Source organism: Peribacillus sp. NPDC096540 (genome assembly GCF_050278525.1).
Lineage (GTDB): Bacteria > Bacillota > Bacilli > Bacillales > DSM-1321 > Peribacillus.
Window position 1 is genome coordinate 52,579 of sequence record NZ_JBNNTG010000024.1, and the last position, 23,524, is coordinate 76,102.

24 protein-coding genes and 1 pseudogene are annotated in these 23,524 nt (G+C 37.9%); 15 read left to right on the forward strand and 10 right to left on the reverse strand.

Going from position 1 to position 23,524, the window contains the following annotated elements; all coding sequences use genetic code 11:
- Positions 1-54: 54 nt before the first annotated feature.
- Entirely contained in the window at positions 55-687 is a 633-nt protein-coding gene (locus tag ACQKMR_RS19160) for a superoxide dismutase family protein (protein ID WP_427698733.1), read from the forward strand.
- Positions 688-792: 105 nt separating this feature from the next.
- On the opposite strand, the gene ACQKMR_RS19165 is transcribed toward ACQKMR_RS19160, so the two are convergent.
- The 3 genes from ACQKMR_RS19165 to ACQKMR_RS19175 are packed head-to-tail and all read right to left on the reverse strand — an operon-like array spanning position 793 to position 4,147.
- The gene (locus ACQKMR_RS19165; protein ID WP_427698734.1) at positions 793-2,448 is read right to left on the reverse strand and encodes a hypothetical protein; all 1,656 of its coding nucleotides are present in this window, start codon (positions 2,446-2,448) and stop codon (positions 793-795) included.
- A 59-nt stretch (positions 2,449-2,507) separates the two neighbouring features.
- Positions 2,508-3,266, reverse strand: a complete 759-nt coding sequence (locus ACQKMR_RS19170; RefSeq protein WP_427698735.1) for an ABC transporter permease — start codon at positions 3,264-3,266, stop codon at positions 2,508-2,510.
- Complete coding sequence (locus ACQKMR_RS19175; RefSeq protein WP_427698736.1) at positions 3,263-4,147, reverse strand: ABC transporter ATP-binding protein; 885 nt, start codon at positions 4,145-4,147, stop codon at positions 3,263-3,265. Before ACQKMR_RS19175 ends, ACQKMR_RS19170 begins: the two co-directional genes overlap by 4 nt.
- A gap of 454 nt (positions 4,148-4,601) precedes the next feature.
- On the opposite strand from ACQKMR_RS19175, the gene ACQKMR_RS19180 reads away from it, so the two are divergent.
- Positions 4,602-5,375: an IclR family transcriptional regulator gene (locus tag ACQKMR_RS19180; RefSeq protein WP_427698737.1), complete on the forward strand. Its 774-nt coding sequence runs from the start codon at positions 4,602-4,604 to the stop codon at positions 5,373-5,375.
- A gap of 94 nt (positions 5,376-5,469) precedes the next feature.
- Here ACQKMR_RS19180 and ACQKMR_RS19185 read toward each other — a convergent pair whose 3' ends face one another.
- Positions 5,470-6,252 carry an IclR family transcriptional regulator gene (locus ACQKMR_RS19185; protein ID WP_427698738.1) on the reverse strand — a complete coding sequence of 261 codons (783 nt, stop codon included), beginning with the start codon at positions 6,250-6,252 and terminating at the stop codon, positions 5,470-5,472.
- 165 nt (positions 6,253-6,417) lie between these two features.
- On the opposite strand from ACQKMR_RS19185, the gene ACQKMR_RS19190 reads away from it, so the two are divergent.
- From ACQKMR_RS19190 to ACQKMR_RS19200, 3 genes are read left to right on the forward strand one after another with little or no spacing between them, the layout of a single operon-like run.
- Positions 6,418-7,650 carry an FAD-dependent monooxygenase gene (locus ACQKMR_RS19190; RefSeq protein WP_427698739.1) on the forward strand — a complete coding sequence of 411 codons (1,233 nt, stop codon included), beginning with the start codon at positions 6,418-6,420 and terminating at the stop codon, positions 7,648-7,650.
- Between the two features lie 24 nt (positions 7,651-7,674).
- Positions 7,675-8,085 carry an acyl-CoA thioesterase gene (locus tag ACQKMR_RS19195; RefSeq protein ID WP_427698740.1) on the forward strand — a complete coding sequence of 137 codons (411 nt, stop codon included), beginning with the start codon at positions 7,675-7,677 and terminating at the stop codon, positions 8,083-8,085.
- A 59-nt stretch (positions 8,086-8,144) separates the two neighbouring features.
- Positions 8,145-8,720 carry a hypothetical protein gene (locus ACQKMR_RS19200; RefSeq protein WP_427698741.1) on the forward strand — a complete coding sequence of 192 codons (576 nt, stop codon included), beginning with the start codon at positions 8,145-8,147 and terminating at the stop codon, positions 8,718-8,720.
- A gap of 561 nt (positions 8,721-9,281) precedes the next feature.
- Here the strand turns inward: ACQKMR_RS19200 and ACQKMR_RS19205 are convergent.
- Both ACQKMR_RS19205 and ACQKMR_RS19210 read right to left on the reverse strand, forming a co-directional pair.
- Entirely contained in the window at positions 9,282-10,553 is a 1,272-nt protein-coding gene (locus ACQKMR_RS19205) for a phenylacetate--CoA ligase family protein (RefSeq protein ID WP_427698742.1), read from the reverse strand.
- A gap of 426 nt (positions 10,554-10,979) precedes the next feature.
- Positions 10,980-11,945, reverse strand: a complete 966-nt coding sequence (locus ACQKMR_RS19210) for a rhodanese-related sulfurtransferase (RefSeq protein WP_427698743.1) — start codon at positions 11,943-11,945, stop codon at positions 10,980-10,982.
- 142 nt (positions 11,946-12,087) lie between these two features.
- Between ACQKMR_RS19210 and ACQKMR_RS19215 the strand changes: the two genes are divergently transcribed.
- From ACQKMR_RS19215 to ACQKMR_RS19230, 4 genes and pseudogenes are all read left to right on the forward strand, one after another.
- Complete coding sequence (locus ACQKMR_RS19215) at positions 12,088-13,113, forward strand: nitronate monooxygenase (protein ID WP_427698744.1); 1,026 nt, start codon at positions 12,088-12,090, stop codon at positions 13,111-13,113.
- The gene (locus ACQKMR_RS19220; protein ID WP_427698745.1) at positions 13,113-13,565 is read left to right on the forward strand and encodes a GNAT family N-acetyltransferase; all 453 of its coding nucleotides are present in this window, start codon (positions 13,113-13,115) and stop codon (positions 13,563-13,565) included. The genes ACQKMR_RS19215 and ACQKMR_RS19220 overlap by 1 nt, the downstream gene beginning before the upstream one ends.
- A gap of 55 nt (positions 13,566-13,620) precedes the next feature.
- Positions 13,621-14,067, forward strand: a pseudogene (locus tag ACQKMR_RS19225) (GNAT family N-acetyltransferase); the annotation flags it as partial.
- A 126-nt stretch (positions 14,068-14,193) separates the two neighbouring features.
- A complete protein-coding gene (locus ACQKMR_RS19230) occupies positions 14,194-14,349 on the forward strand; it encodes a hypothetical protein (protein WP_427698746.1) in 156 nt (51 codons plus the stop codon).
- Positions 14,350-14,398: 49 nt separating this feature from the next.
- On the opposite strand, the gene ACQKMR_RS19235 is transcribed toward ACQKMR_RS19230, so the two are convergent.
- Positions 14,399-14,977, reverse strand: a complete 579-nt coding sequence (locus ACQKMR_RS19235; RefSeq protein ID WP_427698747.1) for a GNAT family N-acetyltransferase — start codon at positions 14,975-14,977, stop codon at positions 14,399-14,401.
- 105 nt (positions 14,978-15,082) lie between these two features.
- Between ACQKMR_RS19235 and ACQKMR_RS19240 the strand changes: the two genes are divergently transcribed.
- Positions 15,083-16,474 (forward strand): PLP-dependent aminotransferase family protein, encoded by a 1,392-nt coding sequence (locus ACQKMR_RS19240; protein WP_427698748.1) that lies wholly within the window; start codon positions 15,083-15,085, stop codon positions 16,472-16,474.
- A 77-nt stretch (positions 16,475-16,551) separates the two neighbouring features.
- Here ACQKMR_RS19240 and ACQKMR_RS19245 read toward each other — a convergent pair whose 3' ends face one another.
- A complete protein-coding gene (locus ACQKMR_RS19245; RefSeq protein ID WP_427698749.1) occupies positions 16,552-16,971 on the reverse strand; it encodes a MarR family winged helix-turn-helix transcriptional regulator in 420 nt (139 codons plus the stop codon).
- Between the two features lie 382 nt (positions 16,972-17,353).
- A complete protein-coding gene (locus tag ACQKMR_RS19250) occupies positions 17,354-17,557 on the reverse strand; it encodes a hypothetical protein (RefSeq protein ID WP_427698750.1) in 204 nt (67 codons plus the stop codon).
- Positions 17,558-17,685: 128 nt separating this feature from the next.
- Here ACQKMR_RS19250 and ytvI point away from each other — a divergent pair, with 128 nt between their 5' ends.
- Positions 17,686-18,729: a sporulation integral membrane protein YtvI gene (gene ytvI / locus ACQKMR_RS19255; protein WP_427698751.1), complete on the forward strand. Its 1,044-nt coding sequence runs from the start codon at positions 17,686-17,688 to the stop codon at positions 18,727-18,729.
- A 361-nt stretch (positions 18,730-19,090) separates the two neighbouring features.
- Here the strand turns inward: ytvI and ACQKMR_RS19260 are convergent, their stop codons facing one another.
- A complete protein-coding gene (locus ACQKMR_RS19260) occupies positions 19,091-20,443 on the reverse strand; it encodes a hemolysin family protein (protein WP_427698752.1) in 1,353 nt (450 codons plus the stop codon).
- 620 nt (positions 20,444-21,063) lie between these two features.
- Between ACQKMR_RS19260 and ACQKMR_RS19265 the strand changes: the two genes are divergently transcribed.
- The 4 genes from ACQKMR_RS19265 to ACQKMR_RS19280 all read left to right on the forward strand — a co-directional run bounded on the left by ACQKMR_RS19265 (position 21,064) and on the right by ACQKMR_RS19280 (position 23,523).
- Positions 21,064-21,636, forward strand: a complete 573-nt coding sequence (locus ACQKMR_RS19265) for a YitT family protein (protein WP_427698753.1) — start codon at positions 21,064-21,066, stop codon at positions 21,634-21,636.
- Between the two features lie 92 nt (positions 21,637-21,728).
- Positions 21,729-22,442: a FixH family protein gene (locus tag ACQKMR_RS19270; protein ID WP_427698754.1), complete on the forward strand. Its 714-nt coding sequence runs from the start codon at positions 21,729-21,731 to the stop codon at positions 22,440-22,442.
- A gap of 114 nt (positions 22,443-22,556) precedes the next feature.
- Positions 22,557-22,721, forward strand: coding sequence for an Lmo0850 family protein (locus ACQKMR_RS19275; protein WP_427698755.1), 165 nt, complete (start codon positions 22,557-22,559; stop codon positions 22,719-22,721).
- A gap of 172 nt (positions 22,722-22,893) precedes the next feature.
- Positions 22,894-23,523 (forward strand): DedA family protein, encoded by a 630-nt coding sequence (locus ACQKMR_RS19280; RefSeq protein ID WP_427698775.1) that lies wholly within the window; start codon positions 22,894-22,896, stop codon positions 23,521-23,523.
- The last annotated feature ends 1 nt before the right edge of the window (position 23,524 follow it).

Sequence of the window (23,524 nt, forward strand, 5' to 3'; positions counted from 1 at the left end):
GATAGTGGAAAGTATTAAGTAGAATATACATAACAGAGAGAGAGGGAATTTAACATGAACTATAAACAAAAACTTATGCTGCCTATGTGTGCTGCCTTTTTACTGTATGGATGTAATTCAGAGGATAATTCAAATGATACCGACAGAAAAGCTGAAGATACAAAAACAGTGAGTCAAGATTCTCCAACGGAGGTAGATCCGCAGGTGAAGGCAGAAGTCAAAGATGTAGAAGGTAAAACATTAGGTACTGTCAACTTTTCCGAGGAAGAGAATTCCGTAGTAATTGAGACCACTTTGGAAGGCTTAGAGCCAGGCTATCATGGATTCCATGTTCACGAAAACGCAGCATGTGAGGCTGATGCAAAGGAAGGTCCTTTTACTACAGCAGGAGGACACTTCAATCCAACTGATGAAACGCACTCCAGTCATGCTGGAGATATGCCTCCCCTTTATGTAAAAGCAGATGGGACTGCCAAATATAAGGCAACATTAGATAACATAACGGTAGACCAATTGAAGAAAGAAGAGCTGGCTGTCATCGTTCATGCAAATCCGGACAATTTTGCTAATATCCCTGACCGTTATGAAGCTAATGGAGAAAAGGGACCAGATGAAGATACCTTGAAAACAGGTGATGCAGGCGATAGACAAGCTTGTGGAATTGTTGTAAGTGCAGAGGAAAAATAAGTAAGAGTATGAGCGATTCCTCTAAGGAGGAATCGCTTTTTCTTAAAGGTAGAACTGGGAAAGGTGGCTGACTAGTAAAACTAATAACTTATTTTGAAGGGACAATTATTGTCTCCTTGGATATGATAGATATCCAGCTATCAATATGCTGACCGTTGAAGCAATAAGTACATAAAAGCCAGTTTGAACATGTATGCCGGGTTGATTCAGCACCATAGCTAACTCCCCGTTAACCACTTTGGGTATATCAAAATATGTAAAAGGGGATAGGTAAGAATAATCCGTTAGCATTTTGGTGCTGACTAAGAATCCTAATGTAATAATTACGATTGTCGTTATAAAAATAGTGAATGCATTCTTTAAAAAGATGGATAGAAAGTTTGATAAAACAAGTATCAACAGTAAAATAAGGAACAATAGAAACATACTTTCCCATAAATAATTCCCTAAAGCTAGAAAGTGAAAGCCACCGTTTTTAGATACATGCCCTGTATAGGATACTGATTCAACAATGCTTGGGTGATCATAGTATAAAACCGGATATTTCAAATCACCGAAGCGATTAAAAAGTGTACCTATTAAAACTACGAACAAGCATAATGTTGCACAGCTTACCATAGAAAGAATGACAGCAGTTAGCGTTTTCCCTGCTGAAATATCCCTCTCTTTAATAGGCTGAGTTTTTAAAAAATTCAAGGTATACTTCTTACCTCTTTCCCCAGCCAATCCTGAACCAAACAAAAATAAAAATGGAAATATTAATATAAGGTATAAATAATTTTCAAAAAAGTAATAAAGAGAATAAAGACCACTATTATCAATTTTTTGATTGGCTTTCAGTACATCATTTTTTAGGTCCCCATCCCAAAATATCGTTCGAACATATTCTCCGGAAAAAATCGGACGAATATCAAGTTCAATCAGCCATTCTTTTTCAGCAACACTGGCATCAATTGAAAATCGACCTAGCTCCGTTTTATAATCTATTACCAATTGTCCAGTGTCAATATCTCCGTTGGCAGCCCGATTTTTAAAAAGTTGGTAGTCAACCAAAGGACGCCAATCTCCTTGTTCATAAGAAGCGATTGATTCTTTATTCTTTTCTATCATTTTAGTACCGTAAGCTTCTGTTTTTTTCAAGAAATCCAGATGGATATCTTCCGCTTGTTGTTCTTTTTCCAACGTAGCAATACTCTCCTTTACCGTGGGTAAAAGATACATTTCTACTTGCTGTGCCTCATCATGCAATCGTTTAAAGTACTCCTTTTCTTTATCTTCCGTTTCCCCGGCCAGAAAAAAATACCCTAAGACTATTAAAAATGAAAATAACAAGTTTACCTGCTTCAATAAACCTCTACGACGTGCTTTTCGAAATTCAAAAACTGAAATTGCCCGAATAGATTGAACGTTGCTTTTTGTTTGTCCATTCCGAAATGGTTTCTTATGGCCCGAAAAATTGAACAAACCAGTATCTTTTCCATTGAAAATTATGGATATTCCTACAAAGCCGACACTCCAAATCAGAGCAGATAGAAGATACAGCCAATCCATACTTTTAGGAATTTCAGCAAGCAATGCCTTGAAATGAAAAACTTGATAGGGATTCCATGCATTTTGGAAAAACGCATGATTATCTGTTATGAAATAGCCAACCACTAAGATAAAACAAGTCGACAGTATCAAAGTAAACGAGTTCTTTAGCCAACTGCTTAATAGAGTCACAACTGCAAAAGTAAATAGACAAGCACTACTAAAGAACATGCATGCTCTTAAAACATAACTTGTCGTCGAAATATAGCTAAACGCTTTACCCGTAGAAACTATTGAGGATACTGAAAATTAAATACTCGCTCTCCAAAAATAAATGGAATAATGATGCATATACTGAGAATCATCACTAAGAATATCAACACCAAAAAAAGCAAGCTGATATATTTAACTACAATTATATTCCCCTTAGGAATCGGCTGGGTTGTTAAGGTGCGCCAGGTATGATTCTCTTTTTCAGTTGCTATAATATTTCCAAAAAATAATAATAAAAGGAAGATAGCTCCTGCCCCCCAAAAAAGCGAAACATTTTCTTTTACGAATAATGCGGGTGTTACCGGAAAAGCTTCATCCATATATGGAAGATCATGATTCAAAAGCCAATCATTTTTCTTCATTGCCGTTTCGAGTTCGATTCCTTCCAAGGATTCAAATTCGCCACCATGTGTAACATACTGTTGCACATGCTTCAGAAATTCGCGCTCAATTATCGGTATTTTATCCCATTGTTTATTATAGATAGCATCTTTCCAATCCACTAATGCTTTTCCAAGCCCAATCACTTCTTCTAGCTGCTCTTTTTGCACATCAGTAAGAGAACCTTCCATTTCAATCTCTTTTAAAATCCTATAGCTTGTGTCACTATCTGCGATATAAGGTTTGATAGCTTTAGAGGCACGCTCTGACATTGTCGACTGCTTTTGATGATTTTGGATAAAAAGTCCACTTATACAGAATAAAATAATAATGAACAGCCAAAGAAGCTTTTTTTGGCGCCCAATTTTTTTCAGTTCAAATAGAAAGGTCTTCATGTCACACCATCGCTACTAAAGAATATTTTCTTATATCGTTCCTCAGTACCTAAAATTTTCTTTTCAATATCCAAGACGACTATGTTATGTAGTTTTAATATTTCGAAAATAAAGTTCAAGGTTTCATCTTTTAAACAGATGTAAAGTCTACTTCCTTTAAAATTAGTTGTTATTTTAGCTTCACGTAAGACAAGTTCTGCCCTTTCAGCATCCATCACTTTAATTTCATACCACACTTGTTTGTGTGCAGAAAGGCCTTCTTGGATGAGTACACCATTTTTCAGAAACAAGATATTGGTAGTAACCCTGTCAATTTCCGCTAAATTATGTGACGATAAAAGAATGGCTGTGCCTTGTTCGGCCAGCTGTAATAAAAGCTCACGGACCTTGATTGCACTGGTTGGGTCGAGACCATTCAATGGCTCGTCAAGGATAAGCAATTTAGGATGATTGATAATGGCCATCGCCAGTAATAAATGTTGCTTCATTCCGAGCGAATAGTTTCCGGTCTTTTTATTCAAATAGCCAGCTATCCCAATTCTTTCAGCTGTTTCTAAAATCTGTTTTTTTGAGATTCCTTGCACATCCCCGATAAATTGTAGATGATCATATCCCGTTAAATAATCATAAAGAACAGAGTTATCCTGCATAAACGAAATTTTCTTGAATATTTCCGGATTTTTGTTATTTTCTCCAAGAATCGTGATTTTGCCTTTATCTGCTTGTAACAAGTTATTAATAATGTTTAGAAGGGTCGATTTTCCAGAACCATTTGGACCAACGAGAGCCACAATGTCAGGATTGTTTAGTTCAAACGAAATGCCTTTCAATACTTCTTCTTTACCATACGATTTATGTATTTTATTAACAGATAAAATCAATTTGTTTTCCTCCATTATTAAGTAGCTTTATAATATAAAAAAAGGTAATTTAGTATTGGATTTAATCAACTTAATAAATGAAAGCTCTTGAAACAGTCTTTTAAAGAATGTTAAGCAAGAGCATCTTATCCTTATTCTACTACAGACTTTGTTCTAACTGGAATAAAATAGAAAATGGTAGCGGTATAAATAATCCATGGTATTTATAGGATCCGTCTCACATGGGGTGGGTAAACACAGTAAACCTTGTCGTAATTTATTCTTCTTCTTTTGGCTCCAAAGTTTAAAGTTCACAGAATACAGAATGCACCACCTCCACGAAACATCGAGAAATATTACTTTTTCAGAGTAGCAAAATCCACTAATTAGTGTTGCAAGGTGATTCAATATGAAGTAAATTCTAAGAATATTCAAAATCTAAAATAGCTTTTATTACGGTAAAGGTTGGGGTAATATGGAGAAAAAAATGAATGAACCGTATCTTTCATCTGTTAAAAATACGATGAAGATATTACGGTTATATAAGGAACGCCAGAATGAGTTGAGTGTAACGGAAATTGCAAATATGATAGAAATGCCAATAAGTACGACACACTGGTATATTAAACTACTTGAAAAAGAAGGATTCTTATCGAAAAATCCGCGAACTAAACGATATCGTCTGGGCTTGGCGCTTTTAACTCTAGGAGGCGTAGTTTTTAGTCATAAAGATTTATATAAAGAAGCTGTGCCGATTGTTCAAAACCTTGTGAATCAGTTGGATGAAACGGCTCAGATTTGTTTACTGGAAAATGATGATGTTGTCTATTTGTTTCGGACCGAGTGCTCCAATCCCGTACGACTATTAACACAGATTGGCCGGAGAAATCCAGTTCACTGTACCAGTGAGGGTCTTACGATATTAGCGTTCCAAGATGAAAAAACAATAAGGTCTGTATTAAGGAATGAACTGCATGGATTCACTCCTTATACGATTACGGATCCAGTTCATTTGGAAACTGAGCTGAAAAATATTAGGGTAAAGAAGTATGCGATCTCAAAAGACCAATATTATCAAGGGTTTGTGGGAATTGCTGCTCCGATTTATGATTATAAAGAGACAGTGGTTTCTTCTCTCTCCATGATTGGCCCAACATCCCGGATTACTGAGGATAAGTATCCTATATTTATTGAGAAAATCAGTAAAGCCGCTGGGGAAATCTCAGAAATGCTTGGCTACTATAAGTGATGAACGATAAACCAAATATGTAGATTATTTGATATTCTAACAAGAGTCACTGCATGAAGAAGGAGTCCAGTGCTGATAACTGGACCCCTTCTTTTTAATGGGTTTTATGACTCATCTTTCGCTCTGTAATTATTTCTGTAAGTTTTTTTGCCGCGCTTTTTGCCTCTTTTATACAGTCTTTCTGGATGGACTGTCGACCAATACGTTCCACTGGTCCAGTGATGCTAATGGATGCTATCACTTTTCCTTGCTCGCCAAAAACAGGAGCCCCAATAGAAATGATGCCTTTTTTGAACTCCTGATCGCTGACCGAGTACCCAAGGCGTTTGACTTCAATTAGTTTTTTTCTAACATCTTCTGCATGTGTTAATGTCCATGGGGTGAACGCTTTCAATTCACCTGATAGAACTTCATTTACAACCTGTTCTGTCTCGTAAGCAAGAATAACCTGCCCTGTGCTTGTACAATGCGGTGGGTTCCGTTTTCCTAAATGAGTCAGGACTTCGACAGGAAATTCGGATTCTATTTTTTGTAGATAAATAATGTCCTTATCTTCTAGAATTCCAAGGTGTGACGATTCACCAGTTCTTTCTGTAAGGAGATTAAGGATTGGCATCGAATCTTTTAAAATGGGTAACTGGCTATTGACCGTGTTGGTTAAGGCTAAAATTGAAACCCCAAGGCTGTACCTGTTTGTATTTGGATCTTTATAAACAAAGCCTTCACTAGCCATAGTTGTTAACAGACGGTGAACGGTGCTTTTCGCCAAGCTACATCTTTCGGCAATTTCTGTGATTCCCATCTCTGGTTCATCCATTGAAAAGCTTTTTAATATGATTAAAGCATTTTCAATGGAGGAGTTCCTGGAACTTTTCAAAGGTATTCACCTCGTTCAATAATATATTTCAATATATCATGATTGATTAATTATCAAAAGATTTTCATAATTTATAATTTGTACAACATAGCGGAACGAAGAGGTTTTTTATATCCGTTTTTACAATTATTATTACCTTATAAGAAGTGAATAGGAGTGATTGAGATGCAAACGAATCAAACGGATCATTTATACCGTCAGAGCATAGTTATTGGGGCTGGCCCTGTTGGCTTAACAGCTGCGTTGGCATTGAAAAACCTAGGACTGGAAGTAGCAGTTTTAGAAGGAGAGCCTAAGGATAGACAAAGACCAGGAAGCCGTGCCATTTATCTACATAAAGCCACACTTGGACTTATAGATGATATTTCTCCGGGGCTTGGATATAAACTTGCTGAAAATGGAGTGGTTTGGCCTGTAAAAAGAACGTTATTCCGTGGGAAAGAAGTGTATGTACGAAACTATGGTGCACCAAAAACGGAAGGATTACCTCCTTTTACAAGCTTACCTCAAGTAAAGGCAGAAAAATATCTTTATGAAGCTTGTGTTAAAGCGGGCATAGAATTCTTCTACGATAAGCCGGTAACTGACGTTAAGACCAGTGAAAATGGAGTGGAAGTGTTTATTGGATCTGATGAAGTTTGGAAAGCGGACTACATCATAGCGGCTGATGGGGGGAGATCAGCTGTACGCCAGGCTATAGGCGTAGAGCTTGAAGGTCCTCGTACGAAAGATACCTTCTTAGTGGTTGATGTGATTGAAGATAAAGAAAATCCGCTTCCCCTTGAAAGGATCTTTCATTACCAACACCCGGCAATGGGAGGAAGAAATGTGATGTATGTTCCATTTAAAGGTGGCTGGCGCGTAGATTTGCAGCTACTAGATGGTGATGATCCTGAGGAGTTCAGCGGGAAGGAAGGCGTCCAAAATTGGCTCCCTAAAGTCATGGATGCAAAATACGCAGATGCTATTACATGGGTTTCCACATATACATTCCACCAAGCGGTATCAAGTTCTTATACTGATGAAAACAATCGTGTTCTTCTTGCTGGAGAAGCAGCGCATTTATTCGCTCCATTTGGTGCTCGGGGCTTGAATTCAGGTGTACCTGATGCAATCATTGCAGCCAGGGGGATTAAAAAAGCAGTGGACGCAGGTAATTTAGAAGAAGCGAAACAAGCGATTGCTGATGCCGCAAATGAACGCAGAATAGCAGGTTTATACAATCGCGAAGGCTCTAATACGGCCCTTCACCACATTCAAGGATCATCTTCTTATATGAACAGAAAAAAAGAAGTGGCTGCTTCACTTTCAACCATTGTCCCGTCGATTGGACGCTGGCTGGATGAAGGTCCATATGGTCCGAGATCTGGTCCGCCGGAATTGACAACGAAATACTAATTAAAAAATCTAAGAGGTGATTAGATGAGTGCAGTTACTTATGATTTTCAAGTTAAATGGGGAGATACCGATGCAGCAGGAATCGTATATTACCCTAATTTCTATAGCTGGATGGATGAAGCTACGCATCATTTTTTCAAAACACTTGGCCATCCTACATCTAAATTGTTTACAGAGTATCAAATTGGGGTTCCTTTACTTGAAGCATATTGCAGCTTTCGAATCCCTTTATTTCATGAAGATGATGTCCAGATTCAAACGGAAGCTATAGAAATCCGTGATAAGGTTTTTAAGCTGACCCATACTTTTATGAGGGATAATGACGTCATCGCGGAAGGCTATGAACTGCGTGCCTGGGCATCAGTAGCAGAACATAAACCAAAGGCACAGTCTATTCCAGAGGATCTGAAATCGAAAATGGAAATAGGCGCATGATTGTTTCCTGAAAATATTATATATCCAATTACAATTAGAAATGGAAAGGAGATCAGGTGATGGCTGAGTTGAAAGAAAAAGAGCAGCAGTCTGGATCTGAACGGGAAGCTCGTACTAAAACACTTATTCAAAAGGTTTCTAAATTCAACTGGTTTGAAAATGTGGGTGAAGAAAAAGGACGTCTTGAAGCTGAACAAGCATTAAACGCATTTATTACACAAAATGAATTAGGAAACGAAAAGATTGAATGGATATCTAAAGGTGAATTTGTAGCTACTTATGCAGATGTCGCGATCAGAAAAACAGGACTATATGAATTTATAGGAAATAGTTATCAAACCATTGTTAATGAAGCTCAAGAAAAGGGGAACGGTACAGATGTAGAGAAAGCGGTCGATGCTGTGACAGATTCAGTTTTTCATGCTGCATTTGATAAGGCATTTGAATTGTTTAGTGACTCTAGTGAAGAATTGGTGAAAAATGTTGTGGAATTAACAGTTTATATAGCATTAATGGCTTATGCCCAGGAAGCGGCAGGGCATAGTGGAGAAAATAGCTTTGCCCGCTTGGCGGCAGTTCTCGAACAAGGACACTTACCAGTCAATATAGCTGATGGAATCATTTACGTATTATAAGAGGAAAGTATGAAGGGTATCGGCGGCCAAATAGGCCGCCTTTTAATGTTGGGGTTACTCTCATTGTTTTGGGATGTGTTGTTTGGTTCAAGCAGATGTTAGTTTTTATTATTGGTTATAGTGAGCAGACCTTTTAGGGATAAGAAGATGTAGGCAAGGCTTAATGGAGTAATGATTATTACAATAGGCGTATTGATTAGTGTGATGTCCATATTTACTTTATGTGGCGAAGGGTAGTGCAAGTATACAAGTATTTCATTATTCTACTAATTGTCCTTTCAATTGGCAGTTTCAAATTATTGGAGGTTTCGATATTAATTTGCAGATAAAAGACCTTCAAAGAAATGAAGGTCTCAGACTGTAGACAAACTCGATGAAAATCGAGTTTGCCTACAGTTTTTTTATGGCTTGTACAATTTGAACGTTGATTGGAACGTAGGGCACTCGCTTTCCGCGGGCGGTCCGGGAGCCTCCTCGGCTTGCGCCTGCGGGGTCTCTCCTAGACGCGCTTTTCCCGCAGGAGTCTCGCACCTTCCGCTCCAATCAACTTTGTTATAAAATTTAGATAGAACCTCTTTCGTCCAAAACACGCCTTGCCTTCATATCGAAACGTGGAAGGATGTTTGTTTCTACGACGTCTACATCAATTCTTAAACCGACACGGGCTCTTAAATGTGTGGCTAAAATGGATGCGATATCTGCCTTTGTTTCAATTTGCAGCTTTATTTGATCCATACCGCTTTTAGTATAATATATAATGCGGTATTCAGTTATTGCTGAAAATTCACGTACAATGGCTTCAATGGAGGATGGATATATATTGATTCCGCGAATGACTACCATGTCATCTTTGCGTCCGATAATTCCCTTTGGAAGAAGTTTATAAGTATTCCCGCAAGGACAGGATTCACTAGAGTGAAAAACTATATCTCCGGTTCTATAGCGAATAAGTGGATATCCAAAACGACCTAAGTTCGTTAGTACCAATTCCCCTCGTTCTCCAATTTCTACAGGTTTGAGCGTATCTGGATTGACTACCTCCGCAATAAATTCTGATTCATTAACATGAAGACCATTATGCTCCGAGCAGGAATACCCGTAGGCGCCCATTTCAGTCATGCCTACATGGTCAAAAAGAGTAGCTCCCCAAATAGTTTCAATTTGCTTTCTAATTGAGGGAACCGATCCGCCTGGTTCACCTGCAGTAATGATTTTTTTGATTCTCGTTTCACGTAAGTCGATATTATTTTTTTCTGCTACTTCTCCAAGGTGTAACGCATAGCTTGGGGTGCCGAGAAGAACAGTGGCGTCATTTTCAATAAGACTATTCAGCCTTTCCTTGGAAGTCTGGCTTCCTCCGGTAATAACTAATGCCCCTAATTTTTTTGCTGCTTCAAAAGCACCCCAGAAACCGATAAAAGGTCCAAATGAGAAGGCTAGGTAAACGGTATCATCTTTCGTAACACCGCTGGATCGAAATACTTCAAGCCAACAATCCTCCCACCAGCTCCAGCTTTCCTTCGTATCCATAACTTTCAATGGCATTCCTGTTGTTCCTGAAGTCTGATGATAACGAACATATTCTGATTTAGTGAAAGTATGGTTTTTTCCATGAGGAGAAAAATTCTTTTGATCTTCCACCAATTCGGCTTTTGTAGTAAAGGGTAGCTCTTGCAAATCTTTAGAAGACCGTATCGGAAAAGATATATTATCTAGCTTTTCTCTATAAAACTCATTATATTGAGAAACAAATACGAGCATTTGGTTGAGTTTTTGAAGTTGAGTATCAGACAAGTTAGTATGTAATCCGGGTTGCGGTTGACTTGCTACCATGAAAAATTCCTCCTTTTAGTTTTCACTATATTTACAGCGTTAACATTAATTAGTTATAAAATTATGATAATTCCTTCTATAGTTCTAGGATAGTCCTTGATTCCTCTATATTGAAAAATCCAAAACGATTTTAAAAGTTTATGAAAAAAAGAAAACTGTACTATAACAAAAAAAGTCTTTTTTGCTGTTCTTGATCTAAATTTTTATTTTTGATTTTTAAAAAGGTTTTTTCTATTTAGATATAGAAATAATAGAAGAGATTGCATTTTCGGATAGTTAATTTGGAAGTTTATTGAATGCCAAAGCAGTAGGGGGAATTTCAAGATGTAGATTTACATGTTGAAAAAAATAAAAGAGGATTAAATAGGAGGATAGTTTAAAAAAACCCGAATAGGGACAATTGTCCACTGATTCGGGTCTGCTTGATTATTCAGCCGTTACAGCTTCTTCAATTTTCTGTAGTCTTTCTGCAACTTCTTCTTCAGATAAGTTATGCTCGACTACATAGCGGTTACGCGGATGCACCCGGCATTCGTGAGTACAGCTGCGCATATGTTTGTGTTCGTTTTCTTCACTGCAAAGGATTTTCTTGTTGCACTCAGGGTTAGCGCAATTGACATAGCGTTCACATGGTTCGCCAGAGAAAATATCACGACCGACAATGACATGTTCTTTTTGATTGATCGGAACAGCAATTCTTTCATCGAATACATACATTTGACCATCCCAAAGGTCGCCTTGAACTTCAGGGTCTTTCCCGTAGGTTGCGATGCCGCCGTGAAGCTGACTAACATCCTCAAAGCCTTCTTTGACAAGCCAGCCGGAGAATTTCTCGCAGCGGATTCCACCTGTGCAATAAGTAAGGATTTTTTTACCTTCAAACATCTGCTTGTTTTCTCGTACCCAATCCGGAAGGTCACGGAAATTCGTGATATCTGGCTTGACTGCGCCTCTGAAATGACCTATTTCATATTCGTAGTCATTTCTGGCATCAAGGACGACTGTATTCTCATCTTGCATTTGCTCGAAAAATTCCTTCGGGCTCAAATAGTTGCCTGTTGTCTGATTAGGATTGATGTCATCTTCCAATCGAAGCGTGACAAGTTCATTTTTCGGACGAACATGCATTTTTTTGAAAGCATGACCATCTGCTTCATCTATTTTAAACACGATATCAGCAAAGCGGGAATCGCTTCTCATCATGTCCATATATTGGTTTGTTTGTTCAATCGTACCTGAAACAGTTCCGTTGATTCCTTCTGATGCCACTAGGATTCGGCCTTTTAATTCAAGCTCTTTACAGGCTGCAAGATGCTCTGCTGCGAATTCCTCGTGGTTCTCGATTGGTACATATAAATAGTACAGTAAAACTCTATAGGGCTTTGTTTCCATTTTTGATTTACCACCTATGTTTTATATTTGCAAGATATAAAGGGTGATCATTAAGACACTTTTCTCTTACAGACAATCATTATACCAAGAAAACGTAAAAATGATAAGAGCTTGTAGAAAAATGAAAAGGGAGTTGTATCGAATGTTCAAAGATTTAGTGGGATATCCTATCATTCAAGCACCGATGGCAGGAGGGGCTTCCACTCCTAAGCTTGCGGCTGCGGTATCTAATGCAGGGGGATTAGGCTTTCTCGCGGCTGGCTATAAGACGGCGGAAGCTCTGAAAAAAGAAATTGAGGAGACCCGTCAATTGACGGATCACCCATTTGGGGTGAATGTCTTTGTACCAAGTCAAGAGGTTGTTGACGAAGAGATACTATCTGCCTATCGTGAAAAAATAGAAAAAGAGGCTGAGAGTGTAGGGGTTTTGATTGGGGAAGGAATCAGCGATGATGATGATTGGGTAAATAAATTAGCCGTATTAAAAGAGTTGCGTGCTGCTGTTGTTAGTTTTACGTTTGGATGCCCTAAGACAGATGTAATAAGGGAGCTACAAAGCGTAGGTTCCATTATTGTCGTAACAGTAACCAACCTTCATGAAGCAAAAACGGCGGCTGGGGCAGGTGCGGATGTACTATGTGTACAAGGTATTGAGGCAGGGGGGCACCGAGCTAGTTTTGAAAACCGGATAGAAGAAGATTATGGTCTATTAGTGTTAATACGAATGATTAAAAATGAACTGGAGTTACCGATTATTGCGGCAGGCGGGCTGATGCATGGAATGGATATCGCTGCCGTACTTGCAGCAGGGGCAACAGCGGCACAGTTGGGTACAGCCTTTCTTCGATGTCCCGAGAGTGGCGCGAGTCCCGTTCATAAGGCAGCTCTCAATGATTCGCGTTTTACTCAAACAGCGGTTACTCGAGCCTTCAGCGGCCGCCGGGCACGCGGTTTAGTGAATCATTTTTTAACTGAGTATGATAATGATGCACCGGCCGCGTATCCTTATGTTCATCATATGACCAAGCAAATGCGAAAAGCAGCAGGACAAAAAAACAATCCTCAATTGATGGCTTTATGGGCAGGACAGGGATATAAAATGAGTAGGGAACTTCCAGCATCTGAATTGATATCACTGCTTGTTGAGGAACTAAAAGGAGAGCACTAATGGAGATAAGAAAATTATATCCAGATGAGTTACCTCCCATGCACTTGTTGCTATTAGCCGACCCTTCAAGGGGTTTGGTCGATGCATACTTGGAAAAAGGGATGTGCTTTGTAGCTGAAATAGATGAGCAGATAATCGGAGTGTATGTTTTGTTAGAAATAAGACCTGAAATAATAGAGATAGTCAACATAGCAGTGGTAGAACAACTTCACGGAAGAGGGATTGGAAAGCAACTAGTCATGCACGCTGTTCACTATGCTAAGTCACAAGGTTACAAAACCATTGAGATTGGTACGGGGAATTCAGGGATAGGGCAGCTTGCCCTTTATCAAAAATGTAGTTTTAGAATAACTGGGGTCGATCGAGATTTTTTTATTAGGAACTATCCAGAGGCTATATATGAAAATGGAATTCAATGCCAGGATATGATTCGTTTATCACAAAGTATATAAAATAACCAAGGTAAGGGAGTTTGTGTAAGGGGGAAATCTATCGAGCTTTTATTAGAACCACAAAGAAGAATTATATGACTTGATTGATACAAACCGGGAACATCTGCGTAAATGGTTACTATGGGTCGATAAAAGAAAAGTACCAGAAGACTTTGAATCAATCATCATAATGTGGCTGAAAAACTACGCAGACAACTACGGATTTGACGCAGGGATTCGAATGGATAGAAAGCTGGTCGGAATGATTGACCTGCACTATATCGACTGGAAAAATAAATCGACAAGTATCGGTTATTTCCTTTCAGAAAAGGTACAAGGCTGGGGTATTATTACAAAATGTATAGCTTCATTAGTGAATCATCTCATTACAGATTTGAAAATCAATCGAATTGAAATTGAGGTTGCACGTAATAATAGCAAAAGCAGAGCTATTCCTGAGAGGTTGGGATTTATCCAAGAAGGAATCAAAAGAGAAGGGCAATGGCTCTATGATCATTATTAAGATGTAGTGATATATAGTCTATTGGCGAGTGATTGGGAAAGTAAATAACAAAGGCGTTCTATAGTAAAAAATTCGGGGGAATGCCTGCTGTGGTGAAAGTCTGTACGTACTTAGGAGGAAAAGGCCGTGTTCTTTGGGGATATGATTTATCTTCTTTTTGCTTTACTAATGCCGCTTTTATTTGCGATTGTCGTATTCATATTCATTCGATCAACGAAAAAGCAAAAGGATTCGTTAACGAAAATCGAGGGAAATCATAATGAATCATCTGAAAAAAAGTAGCAGGATAAAAAGAGTGTCCAAAAATAAATGGCACTCTTTTTACCTATTCTCATTTTTCCAAAAATGCTTCCAACTTTTGCTTCACAATAGGCCATTCGTGCTTGAGAATGCTGTAAATCATGGTATTTCTCACCCGTCCATCTTTCAGTTTTTTCTCCATGCGTAATAATCCCTCTTCAACGGCGCCAAGCCTAATTATGGCCGCACGTGAATTTATGTTCAATTCGTCAGTCCTAAATTCAACTCGATTCATTCGCCACTTTTCAAATGCTTGCTGTAAAAGCAGGTACTTACATTCTGTGTTAACGGCTGTCCGCCATTTGGTAGGGTGATACCAAGTTGAACCGATTTCTAGTGTCTGATTGTCAAATTGAATATTTCTTAGGCTAGTGCTGCCAATAATCGAATCATTAGCTTGATCGATAACGACAAAGGGATAATGGAGTCCTTTTTCCCTTGTTCGAATTCCTTCCTTTACATAGGACACAGCCTCTTCATATGTCAAAATCTTTGTTGCGCTCCATTCCCAAATTTCAGATGGGAGGGAAGCAGCATAAAGCGGTTCAATATGATTTTCCATCATTGGGGAGAGGGTCACATGTTTCCCGATTAGTTCTGTGTAATCCATAATTTTCCTCCTGTTGGTTGATATCTCAATTATAAAAATATTCTGGTCCTGTAATAAGGACCAGAACTGATATAATTTATAGAACCAGTTTTAAGGGAGGTCAAGATGTTTGAAATCACTATAACTCTAGAAAAAACAAAAAAAGAGCCGTTATATCTTCAGTTGTATGAATATTTTAAAGTGGAAATTCAGAATGGACAAATAAAGGCTGGAATTAAATTACCTTCTAAACGAAAGCTTGCCGATCATTTAGGAATAGGCTTGAATACAGTAGATACAGCTTATCAGCAGTTAATAGCAGAAGGATATGTGGAAAGTCTTTTAAGGAAAGGCTATTACGTAGCTGATTTAGAACGGATATTACCTATTATGGACCAGTTGCCTGTTGCTGAGAGATTGATACTCCCTCAACGTGAAACGAGCAAGATAGATTTCAGCCATGGACGGGTCGATATAGACTCATTCCCGCATTCCGTGTGGAAAAAATGTTTAATTAATACTGTGTACCTTCAGGAAAAAGAATTGTTTATCAGTGGTGATTCTCAAGGTGAAGTCGGTCTCCGAACTGAGATTGCTGCCTATCTTTTTCAATCAAGAGGAGTCCGCTGTGTTCCTGATCAAATCATAATCGGTGCAGGTACACAGTATTTAATCCATCTTCTAAGGCTTCTTCTTGGTAACGAGCGGATCTTTGGCTTGGAAGACCCAGGCTTTCATCGGGTTAGGGAGGTACTGAGGTTGGAGGGAGCTGATATGGCATTCATTCCATTAGATGAAAGTGGAATGAGTGTTGACTCTTTGAAAGAGAGTGCAGCGAATGTTGCCTATGTCACTCCTTCCCATCAATTTCCTTCCGGAATGATCATGCCGATAACTAGAAGGGTGGAATTATTGAATTGGGCAGAGGGAAAAAAGGGTTATATTATTGAAGATGATTATGACGGGGAATTCCGTCATGCAGGTAAATCCATTCCTTCCTTACAAGGATTGGACGCAAATGGAAGGGTCATCTACTTAGGCACCTTTTCAAAATCGTTGATTCCAACGATTAGAGTGGGCTATATGGTTTTACCAAAGGAGTTAGCTAATCTTTATCATGAAAAGTTAACAGGTTACAAACAGACCGTTTCCAGAATGATTCAAGAAACGATCTGTCTTTTTATGGAAAATGGCCATTGGGAACGCCATCTTAATAAAATGCGTACGATTTATCGTAAAAAGAATAAGGTGTTGCTGAATGCAATTGAAGAGAACTTTAATGATCTTGTAACTGTAATCGGTGAAAAGTCAGGATTACACGTTCTGTTAAAAGTAAAAAACAGTAGCACAGAGTCAGAGCTCATTCAAACGGCTGCTAGTGTTGGCGTGAGAGTCCATCCAACTTCGGTTTATCATTCAAAGAAGGTAAAAGACCCTACTATTTTAATTGGGTATGGTGGTTTAACCGAAAGGGAAATCGAAGAAGGAATCCGACTTTTAAAAAAGGCATGGCTTTAGCTCGATGCTTACTCAAAAGAGGTCAATGGAAAAGGCCATAACTAGCACTTCTTCCACAATAATATAAGACACCCAATTTAGTTTCTTATATTATTGAGGATTTTAAGGACCGTCTGGAAAAATAAGTCCTGCTCTTCTTCAGTTATGCCATCCAGGGCTTTTCCTTCGATCTTTTCTGCAATCTTAAGGCATTTTGTATGTACTTCTTTGCCCCGGGGAGACAGCTCAATTCGCTTTTCCTGTTCATCTTTACCAGGGACCTGCTTAATCATATTATTCTGTTCCATACTGTTGACCGAACGTGTGATGATAACACTATCTACATCCAAGTAATTGCAAATATCGGGTATGGTGGAATATCCACAGTTCTTTAAATAATTCAAGATCGTCCACTGATTATGATAAATTTCAAGGGCTGTAATTTGTTCATTCATTTTACTAACTAATGATCTGGATACTTGTAAATATTGATGAAATAATTGAGTAGGGTTCGTCATATGATTCTCCTTTATAATGGTTGACCAATCCATTATATTCTTTAATTCTTAAAAGTCTATTGTAAAGAATCATTCATTTCAGTCAATGTTTTTTTTTGGAAGTAAGGGGAGGAAGAGAAGTATAATAGTGAAAGAAATAGACAAGGGGTGATCAAAGCCTCTTTAAATTATTTTATTAAAATCAAGAAGTAAATAAAAATCCTTATGAAAAGAGGGCTATTATTTAATTTTCTATGTAAATGGATACCGTTAATTATAGCTTCGTTTTTCCTTCAAAGGGGCTGCCGCCAGAAAAGATAAGCTTCCAATCGGGATCACTTACAGTATATTACAACATGAATTATTGCAGAAAAAACCAGCCTTGGATTGGCTGGTTTTTTCTTTAAAATCTTTCGCTGGTGGAACGGTGTTTAGTTTCCTTCTTATTTCGTTCTTCTTCTCGTTCATATTTAATTTCATCAATTGGTAAATCTTCAATGGGCATGACAACTTGGTCGCGTTCTAGCTGCTTTTCTTGGTTCTCTTTGAATGCCTTATATTTATCGCTACGCTCTTCAAGAAACTTTTCTTTATCTTTGTTATCCAATGTCAATCCCTCCATTTCTTTGTTTCTCTTTTTCCCCTTATTGAGAAAATAAAACGTATAAGCGAAATATATGTGATATTGTCTCATAAATATAAGGAGAAACAAGAAAGGCAAGGAGGGTTTATTTAGTGAATGTTGCTTTGTTTTTTCGATGGCTATGGAGGGGGTTTTTCTTTTTAATTATACTATTTTTAATTCCCTATTCATGGGCATTAATTTTGGCGTTACTAACAGCTGTTCTTTTGGATGGATTAGTCCGGCTAATTAGTAAAACGTTAAAACTACACCGCCTTTGGGCCGTTTTAATTTCTTTTATTCTATATGTAGGCGGGCTCATGAGCATCACATATTTTTTACTTTCGGTTTTAATCAAGAGGATCATTGTCTATTCGGAGAAATTTCCTGGTTTTATTCGTGAGTTGTATCTGACGGCTATTCTGCCTGTTATTAGGCAATGGGAGCAATATTCTCAAACGTTGCCGCCAAACCTCATTCAGTCGATTGAACATACGATGGAAAAAGGGGTCAAAGCGCTAGAAGGGTTTACAAAGGATTTTGTTCAGGACATGGTCCAGTTTGTTACACTTGTTCCTGGATTTTTCATTGATTTTTTGATTTATTTAATTGCTTTGTTTCTCATCAGTTTAGAATTACCAAAGTTAAGAAAAAAGGCTGTTCTTTTTTTAAAAACGTCCACATATCAAAAAATATCACTAGTTTATCAAGATTTAAGTATGGCAGCAATAGGCTTCATTAAGGCTCAAATCTTGTTAAGTTTATTCACGTTTGTCATGGCTTATACGGGACTATGGTTGTTAAATGTGAAATATACGATGTTATTGACACTACTAATAGTTGTAGTGGACATTCTTCCTATACTGGGAACAGGATCTGTACTTGTTCCTTGGGCCATTATTGTTTGGGTACAAGGAAACCATAATCTTGGAATCGGCCTAATTATCTTATTCTTGGTCATAACTATCATAAGAAGGACAATTGAACCTAAGGTCTATTCATCGAATATGGGGTTAACTCCATTGGCCTCGTTAATCAGTCTTTATTTAGGGTTTAAGATGCTTGGTTTTATTGGGCTTTTCCTGGGGCCAGCAGTCCTTATCGTTTATAACACCTTAAAAAAGTCAGGTGTCATCAAGCCTAACTTTAAAATTTGAAAGATTGTTAGAGGTTTTTTGCATGATTTCTTAAATTAGACATATCTTTTACCGCTTTTCCTTGTCCGTTGCATTGATTGCAGTTCCGTGAAAAGAATTGTAGATAGCGGGTTTTCCCTTTCCCTTTGCAGTGCTGGCAAATGGTTATGAGTTTCATAAGTCTTCACTCCTTCATAAAATATAGCTTCTCTAACAGTATGAAACAATAAAGGTTGAACTATACTTAATGTTGTCAGTCAAAATAATAAGATGGGGTTTTCTTATATAATATGTGAGTTTTTTGTTTCATGTACCTAAATCCTGAGGTTAAGTATTGAAGAATAAAAATAACCCCTGCTCATAATAGAGCGGGGGTCATTTATCATGAAACAATTTCAGTTTGAGATATCATCGGAAATTCTTTTACTTCGCCTACGACTTTTGCTGGTTTATATATTTCAATATAGCAGATATGGTGGTCTTCCATTTCTTTTATTTTAAAGTGATAGGGACCATAAGTTAGGATATCACCTTGTTTGGCTTCATAATTCTCGGTAAGAATCCATCCGCCCATCGTATCAATATCTTCATCGTTGATATCCAGTCCAAGTAAATCATTCATTTCACTTACTAATACCTTTGCATCGATAATATAATGATCTTCTTTTAATTTGCGAACATCTGGTACTTCATCTAAATCGAATTCGTCTCGGATATCTCCAACAATTTCCTCAAGAATATCTTCAACTGTTACCAAACCTGATGTGCCACCGTATTCATCCATGAGGATAGCCATGTGAATACGTTCTTTTTGCATCTTTAAAAGTAAATCGTGAATCGGAATACTGTCAATGACACGGATAATAGGGCGAACATACCTATTTATCGTTGACGTAGCCTGATTACTTTTATCCATCATTTCTGTGAATAGTTCTTTGATATTGACCATTCCGATAACATGATCTTTATCGCCGTCGATGACAGGATAGCGAGTAAAGTTCTCTTCAGTCATTATGGTGAAAAATTGCTGAATCGTATCATCTTTAGAAATCGTAGCGATTTCTGTACGTGGAACCATGATTTCTTTTGCAATTCGATCATCGAATTCAAAAATTTTATTCACATATTTAAACTCTGATTGGTTAATTTCGCCACTTTTGTAGCTTTCGGAAACAATGATACGAAGCTCTTCTTCTGTATGAGCCAAATCATGTTCAGAAACTGCTTTTAATCCGAGCATTTTTGTTAGCGTCCTTGCAGAGCCATTCAGTACCCAGATGAAAGGATACATGACTTTATTGAATGCAATTAAAGGTTTAGCAACAAATAAAGTTACCTGCTCTGCTTTTTGAATCGCCAATGTTTTCGGTGCCAATTCTCCAATAACTACATGTATGAAGGTGATTAAAGAGAAGGCAATCGCAACTGAGAGTGCATGTGAAGCGGACTCAGGAAGATTTAATTGAATTAAAAGTGGCCGCAAAATGTGTTCAACTGTCGGTTCTCCAAGCACCCCAAGCCCTAAAGCAGTTATAGTAATTCCGAGCTGACATGTTGACAAATATTCATCGAGATTGGATGTGACCTGCTTTGCAGAAACAGCATTTGGCTTGCCTTCTTCAATTAATTGATCAATCCTCGTGCTTCTCACTTTAACAATTGCAAACTCCGTAGCTACAAAAAATGCTGTTAAAGCAATTAAAATGGCAATAAGAACCAAGTTTATTATGTCCAAATAGTCTCCCTTAACTCGCCTCTGAGACGAATAAGGAGTACACCTCCTACATTTTTAAAATATACAAGTATATTTTTTTTTGCTTGCTAAATACTGTCGGGAGTAAACCTAACGAGCTGTAAGTTTTAAGAAAAGCTATATGTGTAACAGCTCGAATTCCCGGTTTTTAAATGATAAAGAGAATACTAGTGTATGCGATTAGCGATGCTCAGACGGGAAAAAGAAGAATTTCTGCATGAAGAAATGCACAAGCTTTTCAAAAGTATGCCCTTGTTCGTCAGGCAAAGCAGCGTCCGTCCGTCAAAACGAACATTCTTTAATATCCCATCCAATCACCTCAGTTTAATAAATTTAAATACTTTTATTATAGAAATAGTTAGTCATTCAGTCAAACGGCTTACAACTCCTTAAATCCGGTATATTCCTTGTAAAGGATCACTTTGATCTTCTAATTAGCGATTTTTGACTGTTTCCTCTGCTTTACCGTATTTATTATAGAATATTCAGAAAACAAAAGGGCTGTTCTCACAAAAATTGGATAGTTTCATTATTTTTTGGATTGTATAAACATATTCTATAGAAACTGGACAGGTTTATGCATTATAAAAGAAGGTGGGGGCATGAAGCTTATGGAAAGAATGGCAGCGATTTTTGCTGGAAGCATGCTTGTAGGGGTGGGAATCAATTTTTTTCTGATACCTTATCATTTATTAGATGGTGGGATGATAGGGATTGGGCTGATTTTTCATTATTATATAGGGCTTCCAACAGGGATGGGTGTGATTTTGGGTAGTATTCCATTATATATATATGCATGGTACTTTGAAAAAAAACTATTTGTTAACAGCTTGCATGGCTTACTTTTTTCCTCTTTATGTATCGATATCTTTTCCGAGGCAGTCATCGAATGGAATCTTCCTGTTTATGTTAGTGCAATAATTGGAGGCGGATTGATTGGGCTTGGGATTGGACTTATGCTACGGTATGGAACATCGACAGGTGGAACGGATATGTTGGCTCAGATCCTTTCTAGTAAGAGCGGGCTAAATGTTGGATTGTTAATCTTCTTTATTGATGGATGTGTTCTCCTTTTCGGACTAAGTGTAGTTGGCATTTCTATCTTTTTTTATTCATTTTTAACGATTATTGCTGTAGCTCTGCTGACTTCAGTGACTGTGATGCGGACTGCATAATGAAAAATTGTATAAAAATCTGAAAATAGGGAAGGATGGGCAATATGAAAAGGACAGATTTTGGGTCTAATAAATAGTAAAGGAAAGTTATTATGAAAAAACTCTATGTGTGTACTGCGTTGTTATTTATGTTAGCCGGTTGTCAGGAGTCTGAAATGCCGGAGGATAAAGAAGTGAATACTGTTATTCCAGAATCAATGGAAGCATCGATCGTCATTAAAGGAAAATTGGTTCCTGGCAAAGAAGTAATACTAGAAACAACAGTAAAACAAGGAAGCCATTTGGTAAATGAAGCTGGTGAGGTTCTGTTTGAAGTAAGAAAGTCGGGACAGGACAAACGGGAAATGCTAGAGGCGAAGAATACAGGAAGTGGTACATATCAAGTGATGCATACGTTTAATGAGCAAGGTAAATATTATGTGATTGCCCATGTAACAGCCAAAGGACTGCATGTGATGCCGGAAAAAGAAGTTGTCGTTGCAAATCATGATAGTGAAGGCGCATCTGCTCATCCAAGTACAGATGTTTCAATTGATTTTCAAAGTAATCCTGTGAAGGCAGGAAGCAGTTCGAACTTTGAAGCAGCTGTTGAATTGAATGGAAAGCCTTTAACAAATGCAGATGTGAATTTTGAGGTGTGGAAAGAAGGCAGCGAAGAAAGCCATTTCACCAAAGCAAAAGAAGAGGAAAAAGGAAATTATCAAAATAAGGTATCTTTCGTTGAACCCGGCACCTATAAGGTTCAGGTACATGTCGAAAAAGACGAAGTACACGAACATCGACTGCAAACGATTCAAGTTAATTGACAAGTGTTAACAGTGACACTGTATGGTTTTTCAGTTGAATTCTTTAAATGGGTTTTATATATTCGTTAATTGGGAAGTTAAAGGATAACGATACCGCAGAAAGGGAGAGTAAGCATGACTAACGAAATAATCAACAAGTATAAAAATCTCGGGATTCATATTGAAAAAACGAAATCTCGTCAGGAGATTTTCATTAATGTTTATCAAAATGACTCATCCTTACTCACCACAGCTGTTTTTTCTCAATTTCTACAAAAACGGGATCTAAAAGAATATTAATGCAATGAGACCGGAGATAATTCTAGCTGGTCTTTTTTTGTGTTTTCGGAAATGAACTCCTTATTGAAGAAGAGAACACTCCATGTAAAAAATTGAATAGAACGTTACGTGCTGCAATAGGATAGAAGGACAAACATTTTGAAATTAGCCTTAAGGGGAGTCCGATTGCATGATGTCACAGCTTATTATGACGATATTAAATTTGTTCGCAGGAATGGGGTATATAGGGGTTTTATTAGGATTAATGGTCGAAATCATCCCGAGTGAGCTCGTTCTCGGATACGGAGGTTATTTAGTTGGTCAGGGTAAAATGAACTTTTGGGGAGCTGTCCTTGCAGGTGTAGTAGGAGGGACGATAGCACAATTATTTCTGTATTGGGCGGGGTATTTCGGAGGACGGCCATTTCTTTTAAAGTATGGGAAATATGTATTAATAAAAGAAAAACATATCGTAATGGCTGAAGAGTGGTTCCATCGTTATGGGGTAGGAGTGGTTTTTACGGCTCGCTTTATCCCGGTCGTCCGCCATGCTATTTCCATCCCTGCTGGAATTGCGAAAATGTCTGTTTGGAAGTTCATCTTTTATACGGTTGCTGCTGTCATACCTTGGACCATTTTATTCCTAACCTTAGGACGGATTCTCGGGGAGAATTGGCAGCAGATTAGTGAGATTACTTCCCCCTATTTAATTCCGGTAGCTGGTTTTTCCTTTGTTCTTATCATTCTCTATATTATTTGGAAAAAAAAGAGTACACCTCCAATCGTAACGGTCAGGAAAATGGGCCGGTTTTCCGATAAGTGAT

Excerpts from the sequence above, each read along its gene's own strand:
- ACQKMR_RS19195 (WP_427698740.1), top strand. The coding sequence starts at position 7,675 with ATGAGTGCAGTTACTTATGATTTTCAAGTTAAATGGGGAGATACCGAT.
- ACQKMR_RS19235 (WP_427698747.1), bottom strand. The coding sequence starts at position 14,977 with ATGGATTACACAGAACTAATCGGGAAACATGTGACCCTCTCCCCAATG.
- ACQKMR_RS19190 (WP_427698739.1), top strand. The coding sequence starts at position 6,418 with ATGCAAACGAATCAAACGGATCATTTATACCGTCAGAGCATAGTTATT.
- ACQKMR_RS19170 (WP_427698735.1), bottom strand. The coding sequence starts at position 3,266 with ATGAAGACCTTTCTATTTGAACTGAAAAAAATTGGGCGCCAAAAAAAG.
- ACQKMR_RS19280 (WP_427698775.1), top strand. The coding sequence starts at position 22,894 with ATGTCACAGCTTATTATGACGATATTAAATTTGTTCGCAGGAATGGGG.
- ACQKMR_RS19270 (WP_427698754.1), top strand. The coding sequence starts at position 21,729 with ATGAAAAAACTCTATGTGTGTACTGCGTTGTTATTTATGTTAGCCGGT.
- ACQKMR_RS19205 (WP_427698742.1), bottom strand. The coding sequence starts at position 10,553 with ATGGTAGCAAGTCAACCGCAACCCGGATTACATACTAACTTGTCTGAT.
- ACQKMR_RS19245 (WP_427698749.1), bottom strand. The coding sequence starts at position 16,971 with ATGACGAACCCTACTCAATTATTTCATCAATATTTACAAGTATCCAGA.
- ACQKMR_RS19240 (WP_427698748.1), top strand. The coding sequence starts at position 15,083 with ATGTTTGAAATCACTATAACTCTAGAAAAAACAAAAAAAGAGCCGTTA.
- ACQKMR_RS19160 (WP_427698733.1), top strand. The coding sequence starts at position 55 with ATGAACTATAAACAAAAACTTATGCTGCCTATGTGTGCTGCCTTTTTA.
- ACQKMR_RS19215 (WP_427698744.1), top strand. The coding sequence starts at position 12,088 with ATGTTCAAAGATTTAGTGGGATATCCTATCATTCAAGCACCGATGGCA.
- ACQKMR_RS19265 (WP_427698753.1), top strand. The coding sequence starts at position 21,064 with ATGAAGCTTATGGAAAGAATGGCAGCGATTTTTGCTGGAAGCATGCTT.
- ACQKMR_RS19180 (WP_427698737.1), top strand. The coding sequence starts at position 4,602 with ATGGAGAAAAAAATGAATGAACCGTATCTTTCATCTGTTAAAAATACG.
- ACQKMR_RS19165 (WP_427698734.1), bottom strand. The coding sequence starts at position 2,448 with ATGTTCTTTAGTAGTGCTTGTCTATTTACTTTTGCAGTTGTGACTCTA.
- ACQKMR_RS19220 (WP_427698745.1), top strand. The coding sequence starts at position 13,113 with ATGGAGATAAGAAAATTATATCCAGATGAGTTACCTCCCATGCACTTG.
- ACQKMR_RS19275 (WP_427698755.1), top strand. The coding sequence starts at position 22,557 with ATGACTAACGAAATAATCAACAAGTATAAAAATCTCGGGATTCATATT.
- ACQKMR_RS19200 (WP_427698741.1), top strand. The coding sequence starts at position 8,145 with ATGGCTGAGTTGAAAGAAAAAGAGCAGCAGTCTGGATCTGAACGGGAA.
- ACQKMR_RS19210 (WP_427698743.1), bottom strand. The coding sequence starts at position 11,945 with ATGGAAACAAAGCCCTATAGAGTTTTACTGTACTATTTATATGTACCA.